The sequence below is a fragment of the Streptomyces sp. NPDC040718 genome, from assembly GCF_055593565.1.
This window is the reverse complement of the sequence record NZ_JBVIXO010000017.1, coordinates 132,976-149,617: the sequence shown is the minus strand read 5'-3', so window position 1 is coordinate 149,617 and position 16,642 is coordinate 132,976. Positions and strand designations below refer to the sequence as shown.

Here is a 16,642-nt window from a genome sequence, read left to right as displayed (position 1 = left end):
CCCGCGGAGCGGGTACCTGAGCGCTGCGCGCTCAGGAGAGACCGGCCTCGCTGCGCTCGGCCGAGGCCCTCCGCTTCGCTTCGGGGCAGTGAACCGCCTCGCTGCGCTCGGCGGGGCCCGCTTCGCGGGCCAGGGCCGAGCCTTCGGCCCTGGGTCCTGCGCTTGGCTCCGGACAGGTTTGGGTTCCGCTGCGCTCCACCCACATGGCCCGCTCCGCGGGCCGAAAGGCTTCCCGTGCTACGCGCGGGAGATGACCCCGTTTCACGGGGCCTGGGTCTCCGGCCCGTTGGGCGGGTCCGCTCCGCTCCCCCGCCCTGAGGTCCTTTCGGCTCTGCCTCCAGGACCAGCCCCGCTCTGCGGGCGCCAGCAGCAGGGGCGGGGAAGTCCTCGCCGACGCCGGGCTCGTCTCCCCCTACGGTGCAGGGACTCGCCTGACATTGGTTCAGTCACGCTCGGCGTAACCGTTGGCGATGAGCATGGCCTTGCCCATCAGCTGGACGACTTCCTCGGAGAGACCCCAGCAGTCATAGCGGAGAGAGATGGGAAAGTCTCCGTACAGGCTGAGGGCGAAGTGCAGGACTGTGAGTTCCTCACTGTGGTCTCCGAGTTCTCCTGCCTCGATCGCGGCGCGCAGCCGCGGGACCTCGAAGCCGGCCCACATCTCCCCCTCTCTGATTCCCCCGTCGACGTACTGGCGCAGCCTCGGGTCCTCCAGCCACACGCCTGTCCGCTCCAACAACCAGACAGCCGCGTCCAAAGGCCACAGAAAGTCCGTGCCACGCTTCAAAGCCTGAAGGAAATCCGCAGGTGACATCTCAGAAAAGTCGATCACCCCACGAGGGTAGGCAGCCAGTGCACACCCCCAACCCAACACGACAGTTCGGGACCCCGCGATTCATTTTGACACCCGGATACAAACAGGAAACGACCCCACGTGCCACTCCAGCCAATCCTGCGAGGATGTCACGTGTCGCCGATCGGTGAAGCTGCTCAGCGCCTGGCACCGCCCAGGGGCGCCTGTAGTGAGTGGTGTGCATCGTGGAGTGGCAGGTCACGGGCCTGGTGTGCGTCGGCTCCGGGGTACTCATGCTGGTGAAGGGCGGGTGACTTCGGTGGAGATCGTCGGTCAGCGGGCGACCTCCCCGTTTGTGAGGACGAGCAGGCGTGGGCGCCCTCCCTTATCATCGCCTACTGCCGCGGGCGCCGCCCAAATCCGCTGGCGGCCAACGCCTCGTCCTGCGACAGTGCGGGAATGGAGTGGAGAGCCGTTTCCATTGCGGACGTCGACGCCCTCGCCGAACTGCTCGGCCGGGACGAGGAGGCGACGGTCGGTCGCCGCGAGTCCGGCCCCGCCGAGGCGCGCAGCATGCTGGCCGCTGCCGGCCTGGACCTGCCCTCCCGCACGTGGACCGCGTCGGGGCCCGACGGCGGCCTGCTCGGCTTCGCCGCCCTCCATCCCGCGCCTCAGCCAGGCGAGCTGCGTGCCCAGTTGGTCGTCGCCCCGTCCTCGGATGCACCTGCCGTCACCACAACGCTCCTGGAACGCCTCGACGTCTGGGCCGCCCACGACCTGCCGACCCCTGACACGCCGGTGACGCTGTATCAGCTTCCTGGCTGCTTCCCCCACGACCAACTCCTCAGCCGCGGCTGGACCGTCGTGGACAGCAGCAGCCGCCTCACCGTCGACCTGGACGCCATCCGCCTCCCCGACCACCCCGCGCCCGCAGTGCGCGCGGCCCGGAACCAGACCGACCTCCGCACCGTCCACTCCGTGCTGAACGAGGCCTTCACCGACGACCCGGAGCACCCCTACCCGGACTTCGACGCCTTCCACCACGCCCAGCGCCGACGCGAGGGCTACAACCCCGACTTGTGGCTCCTCGCCGAACTCGACAGCGTCCCCGGCGGCGTCCTCATCGCCCGCGACCCCGTCGACCGCGCCTGGATCGCCTGGTTCGGCGTCCACCCCTCCCACCGCCGCCACGGCCTCGGCGCCCAACTCCTCACCACCGCATTCAGCCTCCTCCGCGCCCGCGGCCACCGCACGGTCGGCGTCGATGTGGACACCCACAACACCGGCGCCATGCAGGCCTACACCTCCGCTGGCATGACCCTCCTCGGCGCGGCCGACCAGTGGCGCAGGACCTACGTCTGAACCCGGCGCCCGCCCTGCGTCAGGCAAGGGCGTCGCCGCCGGTGGTAGGCCCAGGCGAGAGCCAGAACGATCGGTGTTGATCGTCGGTCGCCGGGCGACTTCGCGGCTCGTCAGGACCAGTAGGGCTCGTACCAGCGCGGTCGCCCACTTCGGGTCGGTGCGGATTTTGCCGAGCACGCGCCAGTTCTTCAGGGGGGCGAATCCCTGCTCGACCGGGGCCCCTTACCGCGGCCAGCGCCCTGTTGGACAGCTTCTGTCCCCTGGTCAAGGGCCGGTTGCGGGCCGCCCTGTAGCCGGTGATCACCGCCGGGTCGGCGCCCGGACGGCTGCCGTCGAGGCCGACGAAGCCCAGGTCGGCGATCGCGCCGAGGTCGGCCGCGCGCAGATGGACGGTGAGCTTGTCGTGGCGGCAGGCGGTGATCTCCGAGGTGCGTCCGAGCCGAACCGCGCTCACCCAGACCAAGCGGCCCTCGTCGTCGGTGAGCGCGATCACGAGCAGGCCGTGGCACTTGCGCTTACCGGAGTAGTTCTCCCGGTTCTCGGTCCCGGTGCGGCGGCGGGTGCGGATCAACGAGCTGTCCAGTAGGACCACCCCGCCACCCGATCGGGCGATCTTCTTCAGCGCACGGTCCAGGCGCGGTGCGCGGGCGGCCACCAGCCCGATGACTTCCCGCACCCACCGGGACACCGTGGTGCGGTGCACCCCGTTGCCGCCAGCCCGGCTGCCGGGCCGCTGGTCACAGCGCAGCACTGCCAGCACGATCCCGGCGATCTTCCCCGCAGACAGGGCCCGCCACCGCGATCCTATCTTCTTGCAGTGGCCACGTATCAGCTCGGCGAGCCAGTTCAGGGTGGCACTCGACAGCGGCAGGCGGGCGCTGTGGACAAGACCGTCGGGGCCCTCGACGTGAGGGTTGTTTTTCTTCACACCAAACTCAACTGCCCTCGGGAGCACTCTGGTTACGCTGCGGCAGCGTGCTCCACAACGCGGCTACAGGCGCGCGGTGAACTTCCCGTCAGGACGTTTGTGTAGCCAGCCGCGATCCGCGAGCTTCACCAGCTTCGCTCCCGCAGCGGCTCCAGCTTCCCGCGCACCCCCACCTGAAGGCCCAGCTCCTCGCCCACGGCCCGCACCTGCACAGGACCGTCGGCGGTCCGCACGATCGCGAGGATCCGGCGGTAGTCACCAGGAAGCGCGGTCTCGTCCGGGCTGTCGCCGCGGTGCGGGACCAGAAGCACCGCACGCCCGCCGACCTGCGCCGACGCCGGTGCGACGGCAGCGCGCTCCCCAGCGAACTGCTCACTCATCCGCACCAGGACCCGCTCGGCGACCGCGAGTTCGTCCGCTCGGCCCTCACCTTCTCCAGCTGCTTGATCAGCTGTTCTTCCAGCCCGTCCAAGTCCGCGCGGCGCGCGGCGATCCGTTCCAGCACCTCGGGGTCCACCATGTCCGGGAGCGTAGGAGCCCCGCGGGCCGGAACGGACCAGAACCCGCGAAGACCTCCCTGCCCGATGATCTACACGGCAGACTGCCCCGTGCGACCAGCACGAGCACCCAGGCACGGAATCACACCAGGCCCGCCACCTGGCACTTCACGATGCACACCGCTCAATGGGCCACCCCACCCACCCACCGCGCGTCCCTGGACACCCTCGCACTACCCGAACTCGCCCAAAGCCCACCACGCCCACCAGCGCCTCGTACGCCAGCCCGACGGCACCACCGCCTACCAATGGGCGAGCATGATCACCACCCGCTGGTACGACAACCAGCAGCACCTCACCCAACGCTGGCGAACCCGCCTGACCCGCCTCGCCGACACCAACCCACCACCCGCAGGCGGCACATCCTGGGCCCGCACCGCACGGGAACTCGTCACCTGCCCCGAGACCGTCACCCTCGCCCGACACCTCGCACACACCGCGGCCAGACCGGCCACAGCTTCCTCGACCAGACCGCCCGCATCCTCCGCCTGGACCAGCTCGTCCTCCCACTCGACGACCTGCTACAAGCCTGGATCCACACCAAGCAGCAACGCCCCAGACGCCGCTGCCTATAGACCGGCCATTACACCTGCACAAAAATCCAGGGCATCTGCACGCACCTGGAAAACCCGGCCAACCCGAGAAAACACCAGGCCACCGGCCAAGTCCGAAGCTCTCCAAGCCCCCGTCGGCCGGCCCCGACAACCACAGGAACACCCACCACACCCGCGTACCAGCCAACCTGCACACACCCAGGCCAAAAGACCAGCACAAGCACTACATCAATGGCCCGTCATACTCGCGGCTGATGCTGGAGGGGCTGTGGCCCAACTCGCCAGCGATGGCGCGGACCGTGGCCTTCTCCCGCAGCCGTTCGGCTATGTGAATCCGATCGGCCTCGCGGAGGTAACGGGACGGCCCGTCCAGGGGCGTCACCGAAGGCTTCGGTGACGCCACTGACATGTCGATAGGCAATGCCGCCACGGTGCCGTCTGACGCGTTGCGTCCGTTGCGCCACCGCCTGCCCGTTCGCGGGGCGATACCCACGATCTGGGCCGCCTCCTTGTAGCTCACGCCCTGTTGCATGAGCTGAAGGTAGATCCGCCACTCTTCTGTAAGGGCACGGGCCCCCTGGTTCACCGAGCGGTCACGGATCTCGAAGTCCAAAGCATCCCCTGAGCCGGGGTGTTGCAAGGACCAATAGAACTCAAGCAAACCGACGGACCGTCACGAAAGATCGAAGCTAAGGTGTTGACGCCCTCAGATAACGACCTGGCGGGTGCCCGTCCGGCCGCCTACGGACTCGCGGAAATCACTGTTCGAATAGCTCCCCGAGGGGCACGCTCGGATCGAGTTTCGATGCCAAGCAAGAGGCGTGAACAAAGAACTGCTGCATTTCGGTCCAGTGCGGCCGCGTCGCGGTCAGCTGGATGAAGTCCGCGTCCGATCGGCCCAAGTCACGGGTGCAGATCGCACACAAGTAAGTGCGTTCATTCATAGGTTTTCCTTTATGTCAATCCTGCAGCCCGTACCATCGGCCTGACGCGATCTGACGCTCGATCCAGTCGTCCTTTGACTCCTGGAGGGTTACCGTTTTGCCGTTGCTGGGGTTTCGGATGGCCAGGTGGCTGCAGCCGTTGCCCTGGTTCCAGATGTGAACCTGCTGTCCCTTTTCGTCATACAATACCCGCTCGGCGTTCTTGAAGACCTCCGTCTCGTCGATGCTGCGCTCGCCACCGCGAACCGACGAGTGGATCGTGCTCTTGTTCTCCGCCTCGCGCAGGGCCTTGTTGATGCCGTTCCCAAAACGGCCGATGTCATCACTGGCGGTGTACGCGCCTCCGACGATCAGGCCGCTCATCACGGCGATGGCCGGGGCGCCGGCGGAGCAGCCGACCCCGGTGAGGCAGATCGCGCCACCGGCGACGTCGCCTCCCGCACCACCAATCATCATCGCGGCGCCACCCGCGGTCTCTGCCGCCCCGATCCATACATCCCGCTGACTGAAGATTGCCTGAAGGTAGGTACCGGTGGTGTTGGCCGCGTTCTTCAGCCAGTCCGGTACCCAGCTGTTCTCCTCGGAGGGCTCCGGATGATTCTTCGTGTATTCCGCCCAGAACTCCTGCTGCTGGCAGTAGGCCTCCTGTTCGGCACGTTCCTTCGCGACCGCGATCTCGTACGCCTCTACGGAAACCTGCTCGGCTTCCTCTGCGCTCTTTCCGGCAGCCGTGGCGGACGTGCGGGCCTCAGTGGCCGCCGCCGCCCGTTCGGCGGACTTGCTGGCCTGGTACGCCGAGTTCTGGGCCCGGGCAGCCGAGTTCAGGGCGCGGGCCTCAGCGTTCTGGGCTTCCGTCTCTGCCTGTCGCGCGGCCTTGGCGGACGCCGCTGCCTTGGCCGCGGAACACGGCCTTGGCGGACTTGGCGGCCTGATCGGCGTACCCCTTGGCCTCGGCAGCCGAAGCCTGCGCCTGACGTGCGTACTCCTCGGCCCGTGTGGACGCCTGTCGCGCCGTCGCAGCGGCCCCGCCCGCTTCGGCGGCTTTCTCTTGGGCGGTGGCGGCGATGCTCGCTGCGCCGGCGATCAGCTGCTGGATGCGGATGCGGTGGGTCAAGGACAGATCGTCCTTGCGTGCCGCCTTGTGCTGCTCCGTCTCGATAAAGGTATGGGGAAGATCCGGAGGACCTTCCAGGGCGATGCGTGCCGCCGCCTTGATCTCACCAGCCGTGCGTACGAAGGGCTCGCCAAGCTCCTCGAAGCACTCCGCGCGCACGACGCGCGGATCGTGGAGACCCTCGCCGAGCAGCAGGCACCGAGCCGCTACAAGCCCGTCAGCGGGAATAGCGGCCCGACGAGCAGAACGGGATCGGTAGCAGCTCCGGCAGCGTCAGTGCCCCCGCCAAGGCCCTCCTGAAGTTCAGCACGCCCCGAGACCCGGCCGCGCTCGCCTCGTTCATCCACCTCCGCGTCCTCAACCCCGAACACGAGCACTGGCGGCGCGGGGTGGAAGCCGCCGTCATCTATGCCCGCGCGCACGGCGACCTGCGCGTGCCGTTCACGTTCCGTGTCCCAGCCGCCGAGGACGCGGAGAAGGCGGGGTGGCCGGCCTCGCTGGCGAACTTCCCGCTCGGGCAGTGGACCGCCAACGCCCGCCGCGCCTGCCGCCGTAGCGGGGCGGGCCAGACGTACACGCTGACCCGCGAAAGCGACGGACAGTGGCGGATCGCCGCCTTCCAGAACACCCAGCGGCAGCCGGTCATGGAAAAGGTCTCCTTCCTGCTGTCTCCCAGCACGGTGCCCGGGGCCGAGAAATGACCGCCCGCGCGGCCCTGGTCACCGGGGCCAGTTCGGGCATCGGCCGGGCCTTCGCTCGCGAACTCGCCTCGGCCGGCTGGACCGTGACCGCCGTGGCCCGGGGCGAGGACAGGTTGCGCGCCCTCGTCGAGGAGGTCGGCCCGGGCCACCGCTACCTGGTCGCAGACCTCTCGACCCCCGAAGGTCAGGGGCTGGTCGCCGCCGAGCTGGTCCGACGGCCCGTCGAGCTGCTGGTCAACAACGCCGGCACCGCCCACCACGGCCCCTTCACCGCGACCGGCCCGCAGGACACACTGGCTGCCATGCGCCTGGGCGGCGACGCCGTCGTCGTACTGGCGCACGCCTTCCTCTCCGGGGCCCGGCACGGGGACGCGCTCGTCAACGTCTCTTCCACCCTCGCGCACGCCCCGGCCCCGGGCCTCGCCGTCTACAGCGCCGGCAAAGCCTTCGTGACCGCCCTCTCCGAGGCCCTCTGGTACGAGCAACGCCCCCTCGGCGTCCACGTCATGGCCCTCTGCCCCGGCCCGACCTCCACGGGACGGGAGCCGGAAGCGCAGTCGGAACCTCAGCCGGAGTCCGGCTCCGAATCCCGCCGGCACCAGGACGCCCCTGCAGCCATGGTCCTGAGCGCGCGAGCCGTCGTACCACCGCCCTGCGGGCCCTGGACCACCGCACCGGCCCCACCGTCGTCCCCGGGAGGGCGAACGCACTCTTCGTCATCGCCACCCGCCTCCTGCCGCGCCGCACGGTCCTGGCGATGCTCAGCCGCTGAAAGGTGTGCTCGACGCGTGCACGGACCCGGCGGTGTTCGAGCCTCTGCGCGTCGTCCAGGAACACGTTGTTCAGACGCTCGACCGCGTCCCTGGCCTCCCGCACCAGCCGCACCGGATCCGTCCTCGCCTTCCGCCGCGCCTCACCGTCGCAACCCGAACCGCCAGTCTCCCGCGCGCTGCTCGCAGCCGTCCCCGGAACGCCCCACCCCGGCCGCCTTGGGCTCACGGCCGGGTCCCCGAGGCTGTCGGGGATGGGCAGGGGCGCGCATGCGGCGGGCGCGGTCCGCGCAGACGATCCCACCCTCGACGTAGTCCTCGCTCACCCGGCCCTCGGCCGGGCCCGTGGTCGGGGCACAAGGGCGCGGCGGTGACGCCGCCTCAGGCATGGCGTACGCACCCGCAGCCGGCACCCGCGCCCGTGTACAGAACCGCAAGGTGGGCCACTCCCCCATGCCGCGCGGCCGTGCCCCGCCGGGCGGCCGGCCAGGCCAGCTTCACCCGCAGGCCACCCGCCCCCGAACGGAACCGCTCAACCACCCGCACCCGGCCCACCGACGCCCCGAACTCCCCCGCCTTCGAAGCGGCCAGTGCGTCGGCGTCCTCGTCGGTGGACCAGCCGGACAGCTCGCCCTCCCCCTCCGCGTCGTCGGCGAGGACCAGGTGCGGGCCGCCGAGCCGGAACCGGGCCGTACGGCGCCCGGCCCCGATCACGGTCAGCGTGGCCGACGGCATGCCGACGGGCACCCCGATCTTGTCGTGGGCGAGCAGCCACACCGCGATCGCCGGCCGGTCGAACTCCGGCCGCACGTCCGTACCGCCGACCGGGGCAGGGAAGTCGGCATGCCGCCGCCAGCCCGCCACCGCGGCCCGGCCCACCCGCCGTCCGCGCCACCTCCGCCAACAGCACCCGGTGTCAGCCAGCCGGGCCACCAGGCGACGGCCGGCCGAGGACCGTCGGCGCGGGGCCGGCTCCGAGGGGTGCCGGGAAACCGAACCCCGGCCCGACTCCTCGCGGGCCCCCTCCCCATCAAGGCCTGACATGGCCATGACAGGTAGCCTCCTCCATGAGCTGCGACACCCCAACGGCCGCGCCGGTCCGACGTGGTCGGCCTACGGGGCTCGGCGTGAACTCCACCGGCATGTCACCGCAGCCGGCCGCGATGTCCCACAGCCGCTGCTGCTCGGCCTCGTCCACCGCAAGGCCCCACCTGAGCTTGGTCGCGGTCCACTCCGCGCCGTACCGGCACAGCGCCTCCGGCGACGGCGGCAGCCACTCGGACGGATCGCGGTCCGCCTTGGCCCTGTTCGAGCGGGCCGTCACCGCCACCAGGCTGGACGGCTGACCCTGGTCATTCGCGTACGCCTCCCGCCGCGCCGGCGGCCAGCCGGAGGCCCCAGCTGGCGGGGAGCGTCATGCGGAACGTGCGGTATTCCCGGGTGCCTGAGCTCCTGAGAGCCCAGGTCGGGACTCAGCGGCCGTCGCGACGCCACTCGTAGGGCCACACCGAGTCGAGGTAGCTCCTCATTCAGGAAGCCGGGTTGCGGCGGACCGAGACGGCGTGCTGCTTCCACACAGCGCTCATCGCCGTGCACGGCGAGCCCATGCACGGCGACGACCTGGACGTGGCGGTCCGTGTCGTCCAGCCGGGCAGCCAGGGCATCCGCGAGGTCGGGGGGCGGGAGCCGTAGCGTTATCCTGAATTCTTTTGCTGGGAGGCATGGGGCAGATGGAGTTCCGGTTGCTCGGATCGGTGTCAGTCGTCACCGAAGCCGGCAGTCTGCCGCTCGGTCCCGTCAAACGGCGCAGCCTGCTGGCCGCCCTGCTGTTGCGCCCTAATCGCCCAGTGCTCGTGGACCACCTGACGACCGCTCTGTGGGAGCAGGAACCGCCGGCGCGCGCCCGCGGTGTCGTCCAGGGCCATGTGTCGCAGTTGCGGGCCTCGCTGACGAGTGCCGGCGCCGGGGCGCACGGCGTCGAGTTGGTCACCCAGGGCCCAGCGTATGTCCTGCGCATGCCGAAGGTCCTGCTGGACGTGCACCGCTTCGAAGATCTCGTGGCTCTGGCCCGTGAGCAGCGTGTCCCGGCTGAAGCTGTGACGATGTACCGGGAGGCGTTGTCGCTGTGGCAAGGGCCAGCACTGGCCGACGTGTGCCCGAGCCCACCGCTGCAGGCCGCCGCGCAGGCGTTGGAGGAACTGCGGCTGGACGCGGTGGAGCAGCTTGCGGCGGGCTACGCGCGGTTGGGTGAGCACTCCAGCGCCGTGACTGTTCTGCGCGCCGAGACAGTGGCCCACCCGCTGCGCGAATCGCTGTCCGCCACGCTCATGGGGGCGCTCCAGAGAGCGGGGCGCCGTGCGGAGGCGCTGGACTGGTTCCATCGCACCCGGCGATTGCTCGCCGACGAACTGGGCGTGGACCCGGGCCAGGAACTGACGAACGCCTACGCCTCGGCCTTGCACGGCGGTGAAGGGGACGCGGCGCAGGCCACGGGGGACATGGCGAAAGCAGCCGCCGCGGTTCCGGTTGTTTGCCCGGCCACGGCGGCGGTCGCCCCGCTCCCTGCCGCCGTATCGGATGCCGTTGCGCAGACTGGTGCGCCCGATCTGCTGCCGCGCGCGCCGCGCGGCTTCCATGGGCGGGCGGCGGAGCTCGTAGCCCTGTCCCGGGCCGCCAGAGGCGAGGCGCCGGTCTGTCTGGTCACCGGGCCCGCCGGGGTCGGGAAGACGGCCCTGGTGCTGCACTGGGCACACCACGGCCGTGCCGGATTCCCTGACGGGCGGCTCTACGCCGACCTGCGCGGCTTCGGCGACACGGGCGAGCCGGTTCTCGTGGAGGTGTTGCGCGAGTTCCTTCTGGCGCTCGGTGTCGCGCAGCGCCGGATACCGGAGTCGGCGAACGGCGCGGCCGCGCTGTTCCGGTCGCTGGCCGCCGACCGTCAGCTCCTCGTGGTGCTCGACAACGCGCGTGACTCCGAGCAGGTCAGGCCGCTCCTGCCAGGCGGTCGCCGCTGCGTCACCGTCGTCACCAGCAGACACCGGCTGCCGGGGCTGATCGTCACCGACAGCGCCCGGCCCGTTGCCGTGGACGTGCTCGGGGCGGAGGACGGCACGATGCTCCTCGCCGGGGTACTCGGCACGGAACGGGTATGCGCAGAGCCGGTGGCCGCGCGAGAGCTGGCCGAGCTGTGCGGCGGGCTGCCGCTGGCGCTGCGGGTGACCGCCGCCAGGCTGGCGCAACGGCCCGGCTTGCCGCTGGGTGCGATGGCCGCCGAGCTGTCCGACGAGACGCGCCGGCTGAGCCTGCTGGAGGTGGAGGACACCGGCGTGCGGGCTGCGCTGCACCTGACGCTGCAACAGCTGCCGCGGCACACCTCCCGTCAGTTCGCCCATCTCGGTCGCCATCCCGGCACGCACGTCGACCGGTATGCGGCGGCAGCCTTGGCGGGCACGGATCCGGCAGCCGCCGAGCTTTCCCTGGAGCGGCTGGCCGTCGCGCATCTTGTCACGGAGACGGCGTCCGGCCGCTGGACGCTGCACGATCTCGTGCGGCTCTACGCGCGGAGCCTGGACGCCGGGCCCAATGCGCTCAAGCGCGTGCTCGACCACTACATCGCCACGGCCCTCGCCGCCGTGGCGGCGGCCGAGCCCGGCAACGAGGAGGACTTCCCGCTGCCTGCGGACTACCTGCCGCCCACCGCCGTGCGGAAGTTCGGCGACCGGTCCGCCGCCGTAGCCTGGTACGCGGCCGAGAGGGACGACCTCACGCTGGCGGTGGCTGCGGCACAGGCCGCCGGACTGCACGGCAGGGCATGGCGGATCGTCCTGCTGCTGTGGCCGCTGATCGTGTGGCGCGTGCGGGACGGGTGGGTCCCGCTCCTGGAGACCGCGCTTGCGGCGGCACGGGCCGACGCCGATCGGCACGGCGAGTCGCGGGTGCTGAACGTGCTCGGCTGGGTGCTGATCGAGGAAGGGCGCATCGCAGAGGCTCTGGCCCGTCTGGAAGCCGCCTCCGCGCTCGCCTCCCGGGCGGGCGACTTGGTCGCCGAGGCGAACGCGCTGATCGTCCTGGCCGTGGCGCAAGCGGCGCTCGGCGGCCCGTCCGAGGCTGCGCAGGGATGCGAGCGGGCGGTGGAGCTGGCGCGCACGGCCGGCAACCGGACCACCGAGAGACTGGCCATGCAGCACCTCGCCCGGCATCGGGTCGACGCCGGGAAATGGCGCCCGGCCCTCGACACGGCGACCGAGGCCCTCGCCTTCGATGATCGAACGGGCACCGCCGACGTGCCCCGGATACTGCTACTCGTGGTGAGGGGAGAGGCGCTGCTGGGGCTCGGGGACGCGGCCGAGGGCATCCGGCAGCTCGACCTGGCGGCCCAGCAGGCGGAGTCGTCCGGCTACGAGGACGGCGCGGTACGGGCGCTCGCCGTGCTGCTGCGGGTATCGGCGGATCCGGGACTCCAGGCACGGTACGACGCGGCGGTTGCGCGACTCACCACGCGAACCTGAACCGTCGCCCGCGGCCGGCAGCACGGCACGAGGCCGACGAGCGGCAACCGAACTGAGCAGCTCTCAAACTGAGGACTCGACCGGCTGAACGGCAGCATGCCGGCCCAGGTGCCGGGCCCGGGACTGGGGCGGGGTCCTGGCGGCGCCGCTGGCGCCTGCTGCCTGCTGCCTGCTGCCTGCTGCCTGCTGCCTGCTGCCTGCTGCCTGCAAGAGCTTGCCTTCGCGACCCGATCCCCAGCGCATCACGTTCAGCCACCAGCACTGGCCCGTACTTGTCGGCGACGTGAGCGGCGCGTCAGGAATACGTGAACGAAGCGTGAGCGGGGGATGGGAGTCTGATTTCTCTGGGTCAAAGTGGCGCTCACATCGGTATCTGCCGATCTCATCCACGCCGAAAGGAAACAGCTGGGACGGGACTCCTTCCGCTCCTGCTCTCCGATGCCGACCCGTGTTCTGTTGATACACATCTAGGTGGAAGCGTGAATTATAAAGTCTTCGGGGGGAAAGATGACCCTGGGGCTCCCGCCGGCCATTTCCGAGCCCCTGCTCGTACTGCCGGACCCGGCACGCCGAAGGGAATCCGCTTCCCACACCCGGCGAAAAATAGCCTGAGTGCGGGATTTCTGAAGGGGCTGCATTTCAGAACGACTGGATTGCTTCACATGCAAAAGAATCCGATAATTGTCGCCCTATTGGCAGGGTTCGCAACGATCATCGGCGCGTTCGTGGGGGTGCCCGCTTCTCCCGCGTACGCCGCAGACCTGAAGCCAGAGCAGATCGAGATGGCCACCTATAATTCTCAGGGTGCCAGGTGGAGCGAGGTCGAGGTACTCAGCAGGCAAAATAGCATCGCCGCCGCGCAGGAGGCCGGATCTGATCCACGTCTGATATTGACGCACCAAAACGACTATCAGATCCGCGGGTTCCGGGTCAGGCATTACCTCTGGCGGACATCTCAGGGGGAGAGGCACGTTTACTCCGATCTCGGACGGTCGGGTCAATCTGGCGATGGTTACACACCAGGCTGCCGACAACATCCTGGTCGCTCCGGGACTCGCCTCCCCGGGCGTCACGGGTCGTCCTGCGCTGGGCCTGGTCTTCGGCACCAACGCCTACTTCAAGTGGTTACGAACTGGACTACATGGTTTCATCCGGCATATAGCTGAATACGCCGCTGAACGGATGGGATAGCCGGGTAAAGCAGGGTCAACTCCCTGACTCAGTGCATGTGTTGCCTGTATGTCCCGGCCAGGCCGGGGGAGGCGGGGATCGCGTCGCGCACCAGGCCCTCGGGCATCGTCGCCTTGAGCAGGTCCGTCCACCGGTCGGTGCCCGCCGCCTGGATGCGCGCGGCGTTGGCCCGCTGAGGCAGGAACGTGTGCAGGTCGACGCCGGCGCGCTGCAACGGGACCCACTGCCCCGCCATCGGGGGCCAGTCCTTCCCCGACATCAGGTCGGCCAGCACCCGGTCGTCGAGCAGCGGGCGCAGCGCGTCGGCGACCCGGCCCGGGGCGAGCTTCTCCTCGCCCTCGGCGGGTTCGGCCTCTTCGCCCTGGCGCGGCTTCTGGGCGGCACGGCGTACGGCGTACGGCGTCGGAGATCGTCAGCATCAGCCGGAGGCCGCCGCAGCGGTCTGGGCGGCTTCGGCCATCGACTCGGCGAACGGATCGAGGGCGGGCACGGCAGCGGGTTCGGGGATGGACCCAATCTCTCCTCGTGGCAGGTCAGCGGGACTTGCCCGTGCCCGGCTTCGGCGGCCCGGGCGCACGGGGCGGCACTCCGGTATCGGCCCGGGCTCGGCGGGGCCACGGCGTACGGCCGGTGACGTCCGCGCGGTGCGCCCCGGACCCGGCCGCGCCCGGCCCGTGAGCGACCGCTCGCTCGCGGCCCGGCCGGCTTGCTCGCACGCGTCCGCAGCCGCCGCAATCCGGTCGCGCACCGTCGCGGGGGCATGCGCGGCGGCGGACACCAGGAGGTCGCCGAGCGCGGCCACGTCCCCGGCGCCTTCGGCGCGATCAGTCCGGCCCAACACCGTCGCCCTTGGCCCGATGCTGTCACTCCCCGGTGCAGGTGTTCGACCCGAGGAACTCCGGACCGCCGTTCGCCCCACGCGTCGTGGCCACCACGTAGCGGCTGTACGGCCACTCACCGTAGTCCACGCCGTTCCACTCGCGGCAGGCCACCACACCGGCCACGCTCTTGAAGCTCTCCTTGTACTTCAGCGCCCACCCCTCGTCGTTCGTCCAGATGTACATGGTCTTGGACACCGGGTCGAAACCGGCCGTGATGAAGTCCTCGGGCACGGCATACCCGCCGCCCTTCATCCACGACTCACGAATGCCCTTCACCGTGCGGTCCGCCACCCGGATCTCGTCGCCCGACACCGAGGGGACCGTCGCTGCGGAGAACCCTTCGATGTCACCGCCGAACTTCTCCAGCCCGGCACAGTCGCTCGTGTCGTCACCGAATCCCTGTACCTCGCCCACGCTCCCGCCGTTGCGGTCGGCCGTCACCACATATCTGCCGTACGGCCAGCTCTTGTCGCCCTTGATGCGCCCGGCGAGTACCGTGCATGCGGCTCGCTTCGCGGCGGACTGGAAGAATTGCAGCTCGCTGTACTCCCACTTGCGTGCCGGGTTCGGGCTGATCATCACGCCTTGCGCGTTGGCGCTGAACTGGACGTTGATCCCCCTGTCTTTCCAGCCCTTCGTGGCGAAGTAAGCGGCTGTCTTGGCGTTGATGTCCTCGGCTGCCTTCTTCTCCGCCGCCGTGGAGGCGGGGCGGGTCGCCGTGTACATGCTGGCGTCACCAAAGGTGTTCTCTCGCTTCGTGAACGCGCTGCCCGTGCCTGTGTAGCTGGGATCCTGAACGCTCGCATCACCGGTCTGGGCGGTCGCTGCGGGCGCGGCTGGAGCTCCCCGGCCGCCCGTGCTGCCGCCGCCGCCCGTGCTGCTCGCGGCGGGTGTCCTCCCGGGGGTGGCAGTGCGCGCCGCGGGCTCGGCGTCGGCGGGAAGGTAGGCGAGCGTCGCGCCGGTCATCGCGCCAATGAGGGCGGCAGCCCCGGTGACCATGCCGATCACACGCTTCCGGGATCGGGCGGGCAGGTTCCAGGCGGGATCGTCCTGAGTGGGGATGTCCCAGTTGTCGGCCATGAGGCCACCGACGAGCGTCGCGGGGGTGTGCTCGGCGTTGAGGGCCTGCGTGGTCTGCGATGCCAGGAGCGGCAGGCACAGCTCTGCGGCCTCGGCAGCCGTGATCCGTTCCCCGGGGTCCTTGACCAGGGCACGCTTCAGGATGTCGGCGACTGCGTCGGGGATGCCTTCGAGGTCGGCGTCTGCGGACATGACGCGGAAGGCGACGACGTCGGGGGCTCCGGTGCCGAAGGGTAGGCGGCCGGTGGTCGCGTATGCGGTGAGCGCCGCCCAGGCGAAGACGTCGCCTGGGGGGCCCGCGTGTCCGGTGCGGTAGTGCTCGGGGCTGATCCAGCCCGGCGTACCGGTCATCACCCCGGTACGCGTCACGGAAGTGCCGTCAGCGGCGTGGGCGATGCCGAAGTCCAGGACTCGGGGCCCGGCCGGGGTGAGGATGACGTTCTGCGGCTTCACATCCCGGTGCACGACCTCGGCCCGGTGGATGGCGGCCAGGGCCTGCGCGGTACCGGCCGCGAAGGCGTACAGCGTCCCTCCCGTGAGGGGACCTCGGGCGGCGAGGTGCTCGTTCAGGGTGGGGCCGGGCGCGTACTCCGTCGCCAGCCACGGAGCGGCGGCCTCGGGGTCGGCAGCCAGCACCGGTATCAGACACGGCCCCTGCACGCGGGCCGACAGCGTGACCTCGCGGCGGAACCGGGCTCGGAACTCGGGGTCTTCGGCCTGTGCCGCGTGGATGACCTTCACCGCGACGCGTACCCCGGCAGGGTCGAGACCGGCGTGGACGACACCCATGCCGCCCGCCCCGAGACGGCCGATGATCCGATAGGGCCCGACCCTGGACGGGTCGCCAGGGCGGGCGGGCAGAACCCGCCCACCAGAACCGACAGTGCTCACAAAAGACTTCCTTGTATGTGGTTGAGTGGAAGGAGAACAGGCTGGGCAGGCGCACCGCTGATGTGCCCGCCGATCAGCAGCCGGATGGTACGTAGGACGGCCGGGCGGTTGCGCTGGCGTCTCACTCGGCGGGCTGCCGGCGTCGCCGTGTGCGGACGCCGACAAGCGTGACGAGCACCTCGTGGATTGGCCGGGAGCGGACTGGCGTCCCTGGAGGCGTCGGCAAATGCGCGGGTACTGGACCAACCAGCCCCACGTCCAGGCCCTCCAGGCCTGGATCGACCGGTGGGGGCCGGGGCCGGGCGCGGTGCGGCGCCGCCCGAGGCACTCGCCGAGCGCGCCCGCGGCGCCGCCCTGGTGATGACGAC

The 16,642-nt window shown here is 70.3% G+C and carries 14 protein-coding genes and 2 pseudogenes; 6 read left to right on the top strand and 10 right to left on the bottom strand.

The window, feature by feature from the left end; genetic code table 11:
* Nucleotides 1-442: 442 nt before the first annotated feature.
* Nucleotides 443-832: a hypothetical protein gene (locus ACZ597_RS31185; protein WP_471337246.1), complete on the bottom strand. Its 390-nt coding sequence runs from the start codon at nucleotides 830-832 to the stop codon at nucleotides 443-445.
* Between the two features lie 420 nt (nucleotides 833-1,252).
* Here ACZ597_RS31185 and ACZ597_RS31180 point away from each other — a divergent pair, with 420 nt between their 5' ends.
* Entirely contained in the window at nucleotides 1,253-2,155 is a 903-nt protein-coding gene (locus ACZ597_RS31180) for a GNAT family N-acetyltransferase (RefSeq protein ID WP_471337242.1), read from the top strand.
* Between the two features lie 90 nt (nucleotides 2,156-2,245).
* Here ACZ597_RS31180 and ACZ597_RS31175 read toward each other — a convergent pair.
* The 6 genes and pseudogenes from ACZ597_RS31175 to ACZ597_RS31150 form a co-directional block, all read right to left on the bottom strand.
* Nucleotides 2,246-3,083, bottom strand: a pseudogene (locus ACZ597_RS31175) (transposase family protein); the annotation flags it as partial.
* Between the two features lie 125 nt (nucleotides 3,084-3,208).
* The gene (locus ACZ597_RS31170) at nucleotides 3,209-3,463 is read right to left on the bottom strand and encodes a hypothetical protein (RefSeq protein ID WP_471337237.1); all 255 of its coding nucleotides are present in this window, start codon (nucleotides 3,461-3,463) and stop codon (nucleotides 3,209-3,211) included.
* Nucleotides 3,460-3,603: a hypothetical protein gene (locus ACZ597_RS31165; RefSeq protein ID WP_471337233.1), complete on the bottom strand. Its 144-nt coding sequence runs from the start codon at nucleotides 3,601-3,603 to the stop codon at nucleotides 3,460-3,462. The genes ACZ597_RS31170 and ACZ597_RS31165 overlap by 4 nt, the downstream gene beginning before the upstream one ends.
* 835 nt (nucleotides 3,604-4,438) lie before the next feature.
* Nucleotides 4,439-4,807 (bottom strand): annotated as a pseudogene (locus tag ACZ597_RS31160) (helix-turn-helix domain-containing protein); the annotation flags it as partial.
* Nucleotides 4,808-5,153: 346 nt separating this feature from the next.
* Nucleotides 5,154-5,594 carry a hypothetical protein gene (locus ACZ597_RS31155; protein WP_471337231.1) on the bottom strand — a complete coding sequence of 147 codons (441 nt, stop codon included), beginning with the start codon at nucleotides 5,592-5,594 and terminating at the stop codon, nucleotides 5,154-5,156.
* Between the two features lie 379 nt (nucleotides 5,595-5,973).
* The gene (locus ACZ597_RS31150) at nucleotides 5,974-6,411 is read right to left on the bottom strand and encodes a hypothetical protein (protein ID WP_471337228.1); all 438 of its coding nucleotides are present in this window, start codon (nucleotides 6,409-6,411) and stop codon (nucleotides 5,974-5,976) included.
* Between the two features lie 230 nt (nucleotides 6,412-6,641).
* Between ACZ597_RS31150 and ACZ597_RS31145 the strand changes: the two genes are divergently transcribed.
* Together ACZ597_RS31145 and ACZ597_RS31140 are read left to right on the top strand one after the other, a co-directional pair.
* Nucleotides 6,642-6,953, top strand: coding sequence for a helicase associated domain-containing protein (locus ACZ597_RS31145; protein ID WP_471337223.1), 312 nt, complete (start codon nucleotides 6,642-6,644; stop codon nucleotides 6,951-6,953).
* Nucleotides 6,950-8,038, top strand: a complete 1,089-nt coding sequence (locus tag ACZ597_RS31140) for an SDR family NAD(P)-dependent oxidoreductase (RefSeq protein ID WP_471337220.1) — start codon at nucleotides 6,950-6,952, stop codon at nucleotides 8,036-8,038. Before ACZ597_RS31145 ends, ACZ597_RS31140 begins: the two co-directional genes overlap by 4 nt.
* A 66-nt stretch (nucleotides 8,039-8,104) precedes the next feature.
* Here the strand turns inward: ACZ597_RS31140 and ACZ597_RS31135 are convergent, their stop codons facing one another.
* Nucleotides 8,105-8,602, bottom strand: coding sequence for a hypothetical protein (locus ACZ597_RS31135; protein WP_471337217.1), 498 nt, complete (start codon nucleotides 8,600-8,602; stop codon nucleotides 8,105-8,107).
* Nucleotides 8,603-8,850: 248 nt separating this feature from the next.
* Between ACZ597_RS31135 and ACZ597_RS31130 the strand changes: the two genes are divergently transcribed.
* From ACZ597_RS31130 to ACZ597_RS31120, 3 genes are all read left to right on the top strand, one after another.
* On the top strand, nucleotides 8,851-9,069 hold the full coding sequence (locus ACZ597_RS31130) for a hypothetical protein (protein ID WP_471337215.1): 219 nt from the start codon (nucleotides 8,851-8,853) through the stop codon (nucleotides 9,067-9,069).
* Between the two features lie 196 nt (nucleotides 9,070-9,265).
* Complete coding sequence (locus ACZ597_RS31125) at nucleotides 9,266-9,415, top strand: hypothetical protein (RefSeq protein WP_471337212.1); 150 nt, start codon at nucleotides 9,266-9,268, stop codon at nucleotides 9,413-9,415.
* A 38-nt stretch (nucleotides 9,416-9,453) separates the two neighbouring features.
* On the top strand, nucleotides 9,454-12,231 hold the full coding sequence (locus ACZ597_RS31120) for an AfsR/SARP family transcriptional regulator (protein WP_471337287.1): 2,778 nt from the start codon (nucleotides 9,454-9,456) through the stop codon (nucleotides 12,229-12,231).
* 1,219 nt (nucleotides 12,232-13,450) lie between these two features.
* On the opposite strand, the gene ACZ597_RS31115 is transcribed toward ACZ597_RS31120, so the two are convergent.
* Nucleotides 13,451-13,657: a hypothetical protein gene (locus tag ACZ597_RS31115; protein ID WP_471337209.1), complete on the bottom strand. Its 207-nt coding sequence runs from the start codon at nucleotides 13,655-13,657 to the stop codon at nucleotides 13,451-13,453.
* Between the two features lie 628 nt (nucleotides 13,658-14,285).
* Nucleotides 14,286-16,274, bottom strand: a complete 1,989-nt coding sequence (locus ACZ597_RS31110; RefSeq protein WP_471337206.1) for a serine/threonine-protein kinase — start codon at nucleotides 16,272-16,274, stop codon at nucleotides 14,286-14,288.
* Nucleotides 16,275-16,642: the final 368 nt, after the last annotated feature.

Excerpts from the sequence above, each read along its gene's own strand:
- ACZ597_RS31180 (WP_471337242.1), top strand. The coding sequence starts at position 1,253 with ATGGAGTGGAGAGCCGTTTCCATTGCGGACGTCGACGCCCTCGCCGAA.
- ACZ597_RS31170 (WP_471337237.1), bottom strand. The coding sequence starts at position 3,463 with ATGAGTGAGCAGTTCGCTGGGGAGCGCGCTGCCGTCGCACCGGCGTCG.
- ACZ597_RS31165 (WP_471337233.1), bottom strand. The coding sequence starts at position 3,603 with ATGGTGGACCCCGAGGTGCTGGAACGGATCGCCGCGCGCCGCGCGGAC.
- ACZ597_RS31155 (WP_471337231.1), bottom strand. The coding sequence starts at position 5,594 with ATGATGATTGGTGGTGCGGGAGGCGACGTCGCCGGTGGCGCGATCTGC.
- ACZ597_RS31140 (WP_471337220.1), top strand. The coding sequence starts at position 6,950 with ATGACCGCCCGCGCGGCCCTGGTCACCGGGGCCAGTTCGGGCATCGGC.
- ACZ597_RS31120 (WP_471337287.1), top strand. The coding sequence starts at position 9,454 with ATGGAGTTCCGGTTGCTCGGATCGGTGTCAGTCGTCACCGAAGCCGGC.
- ACZ597_RS31115 (WP_471337209.1), bottom strand. The coding sequence starts at position 13,657 with ATGGCGGGGCAGTGGGTCCCGTTGCAGCGCGCCGGCGTCGACCTGCAC.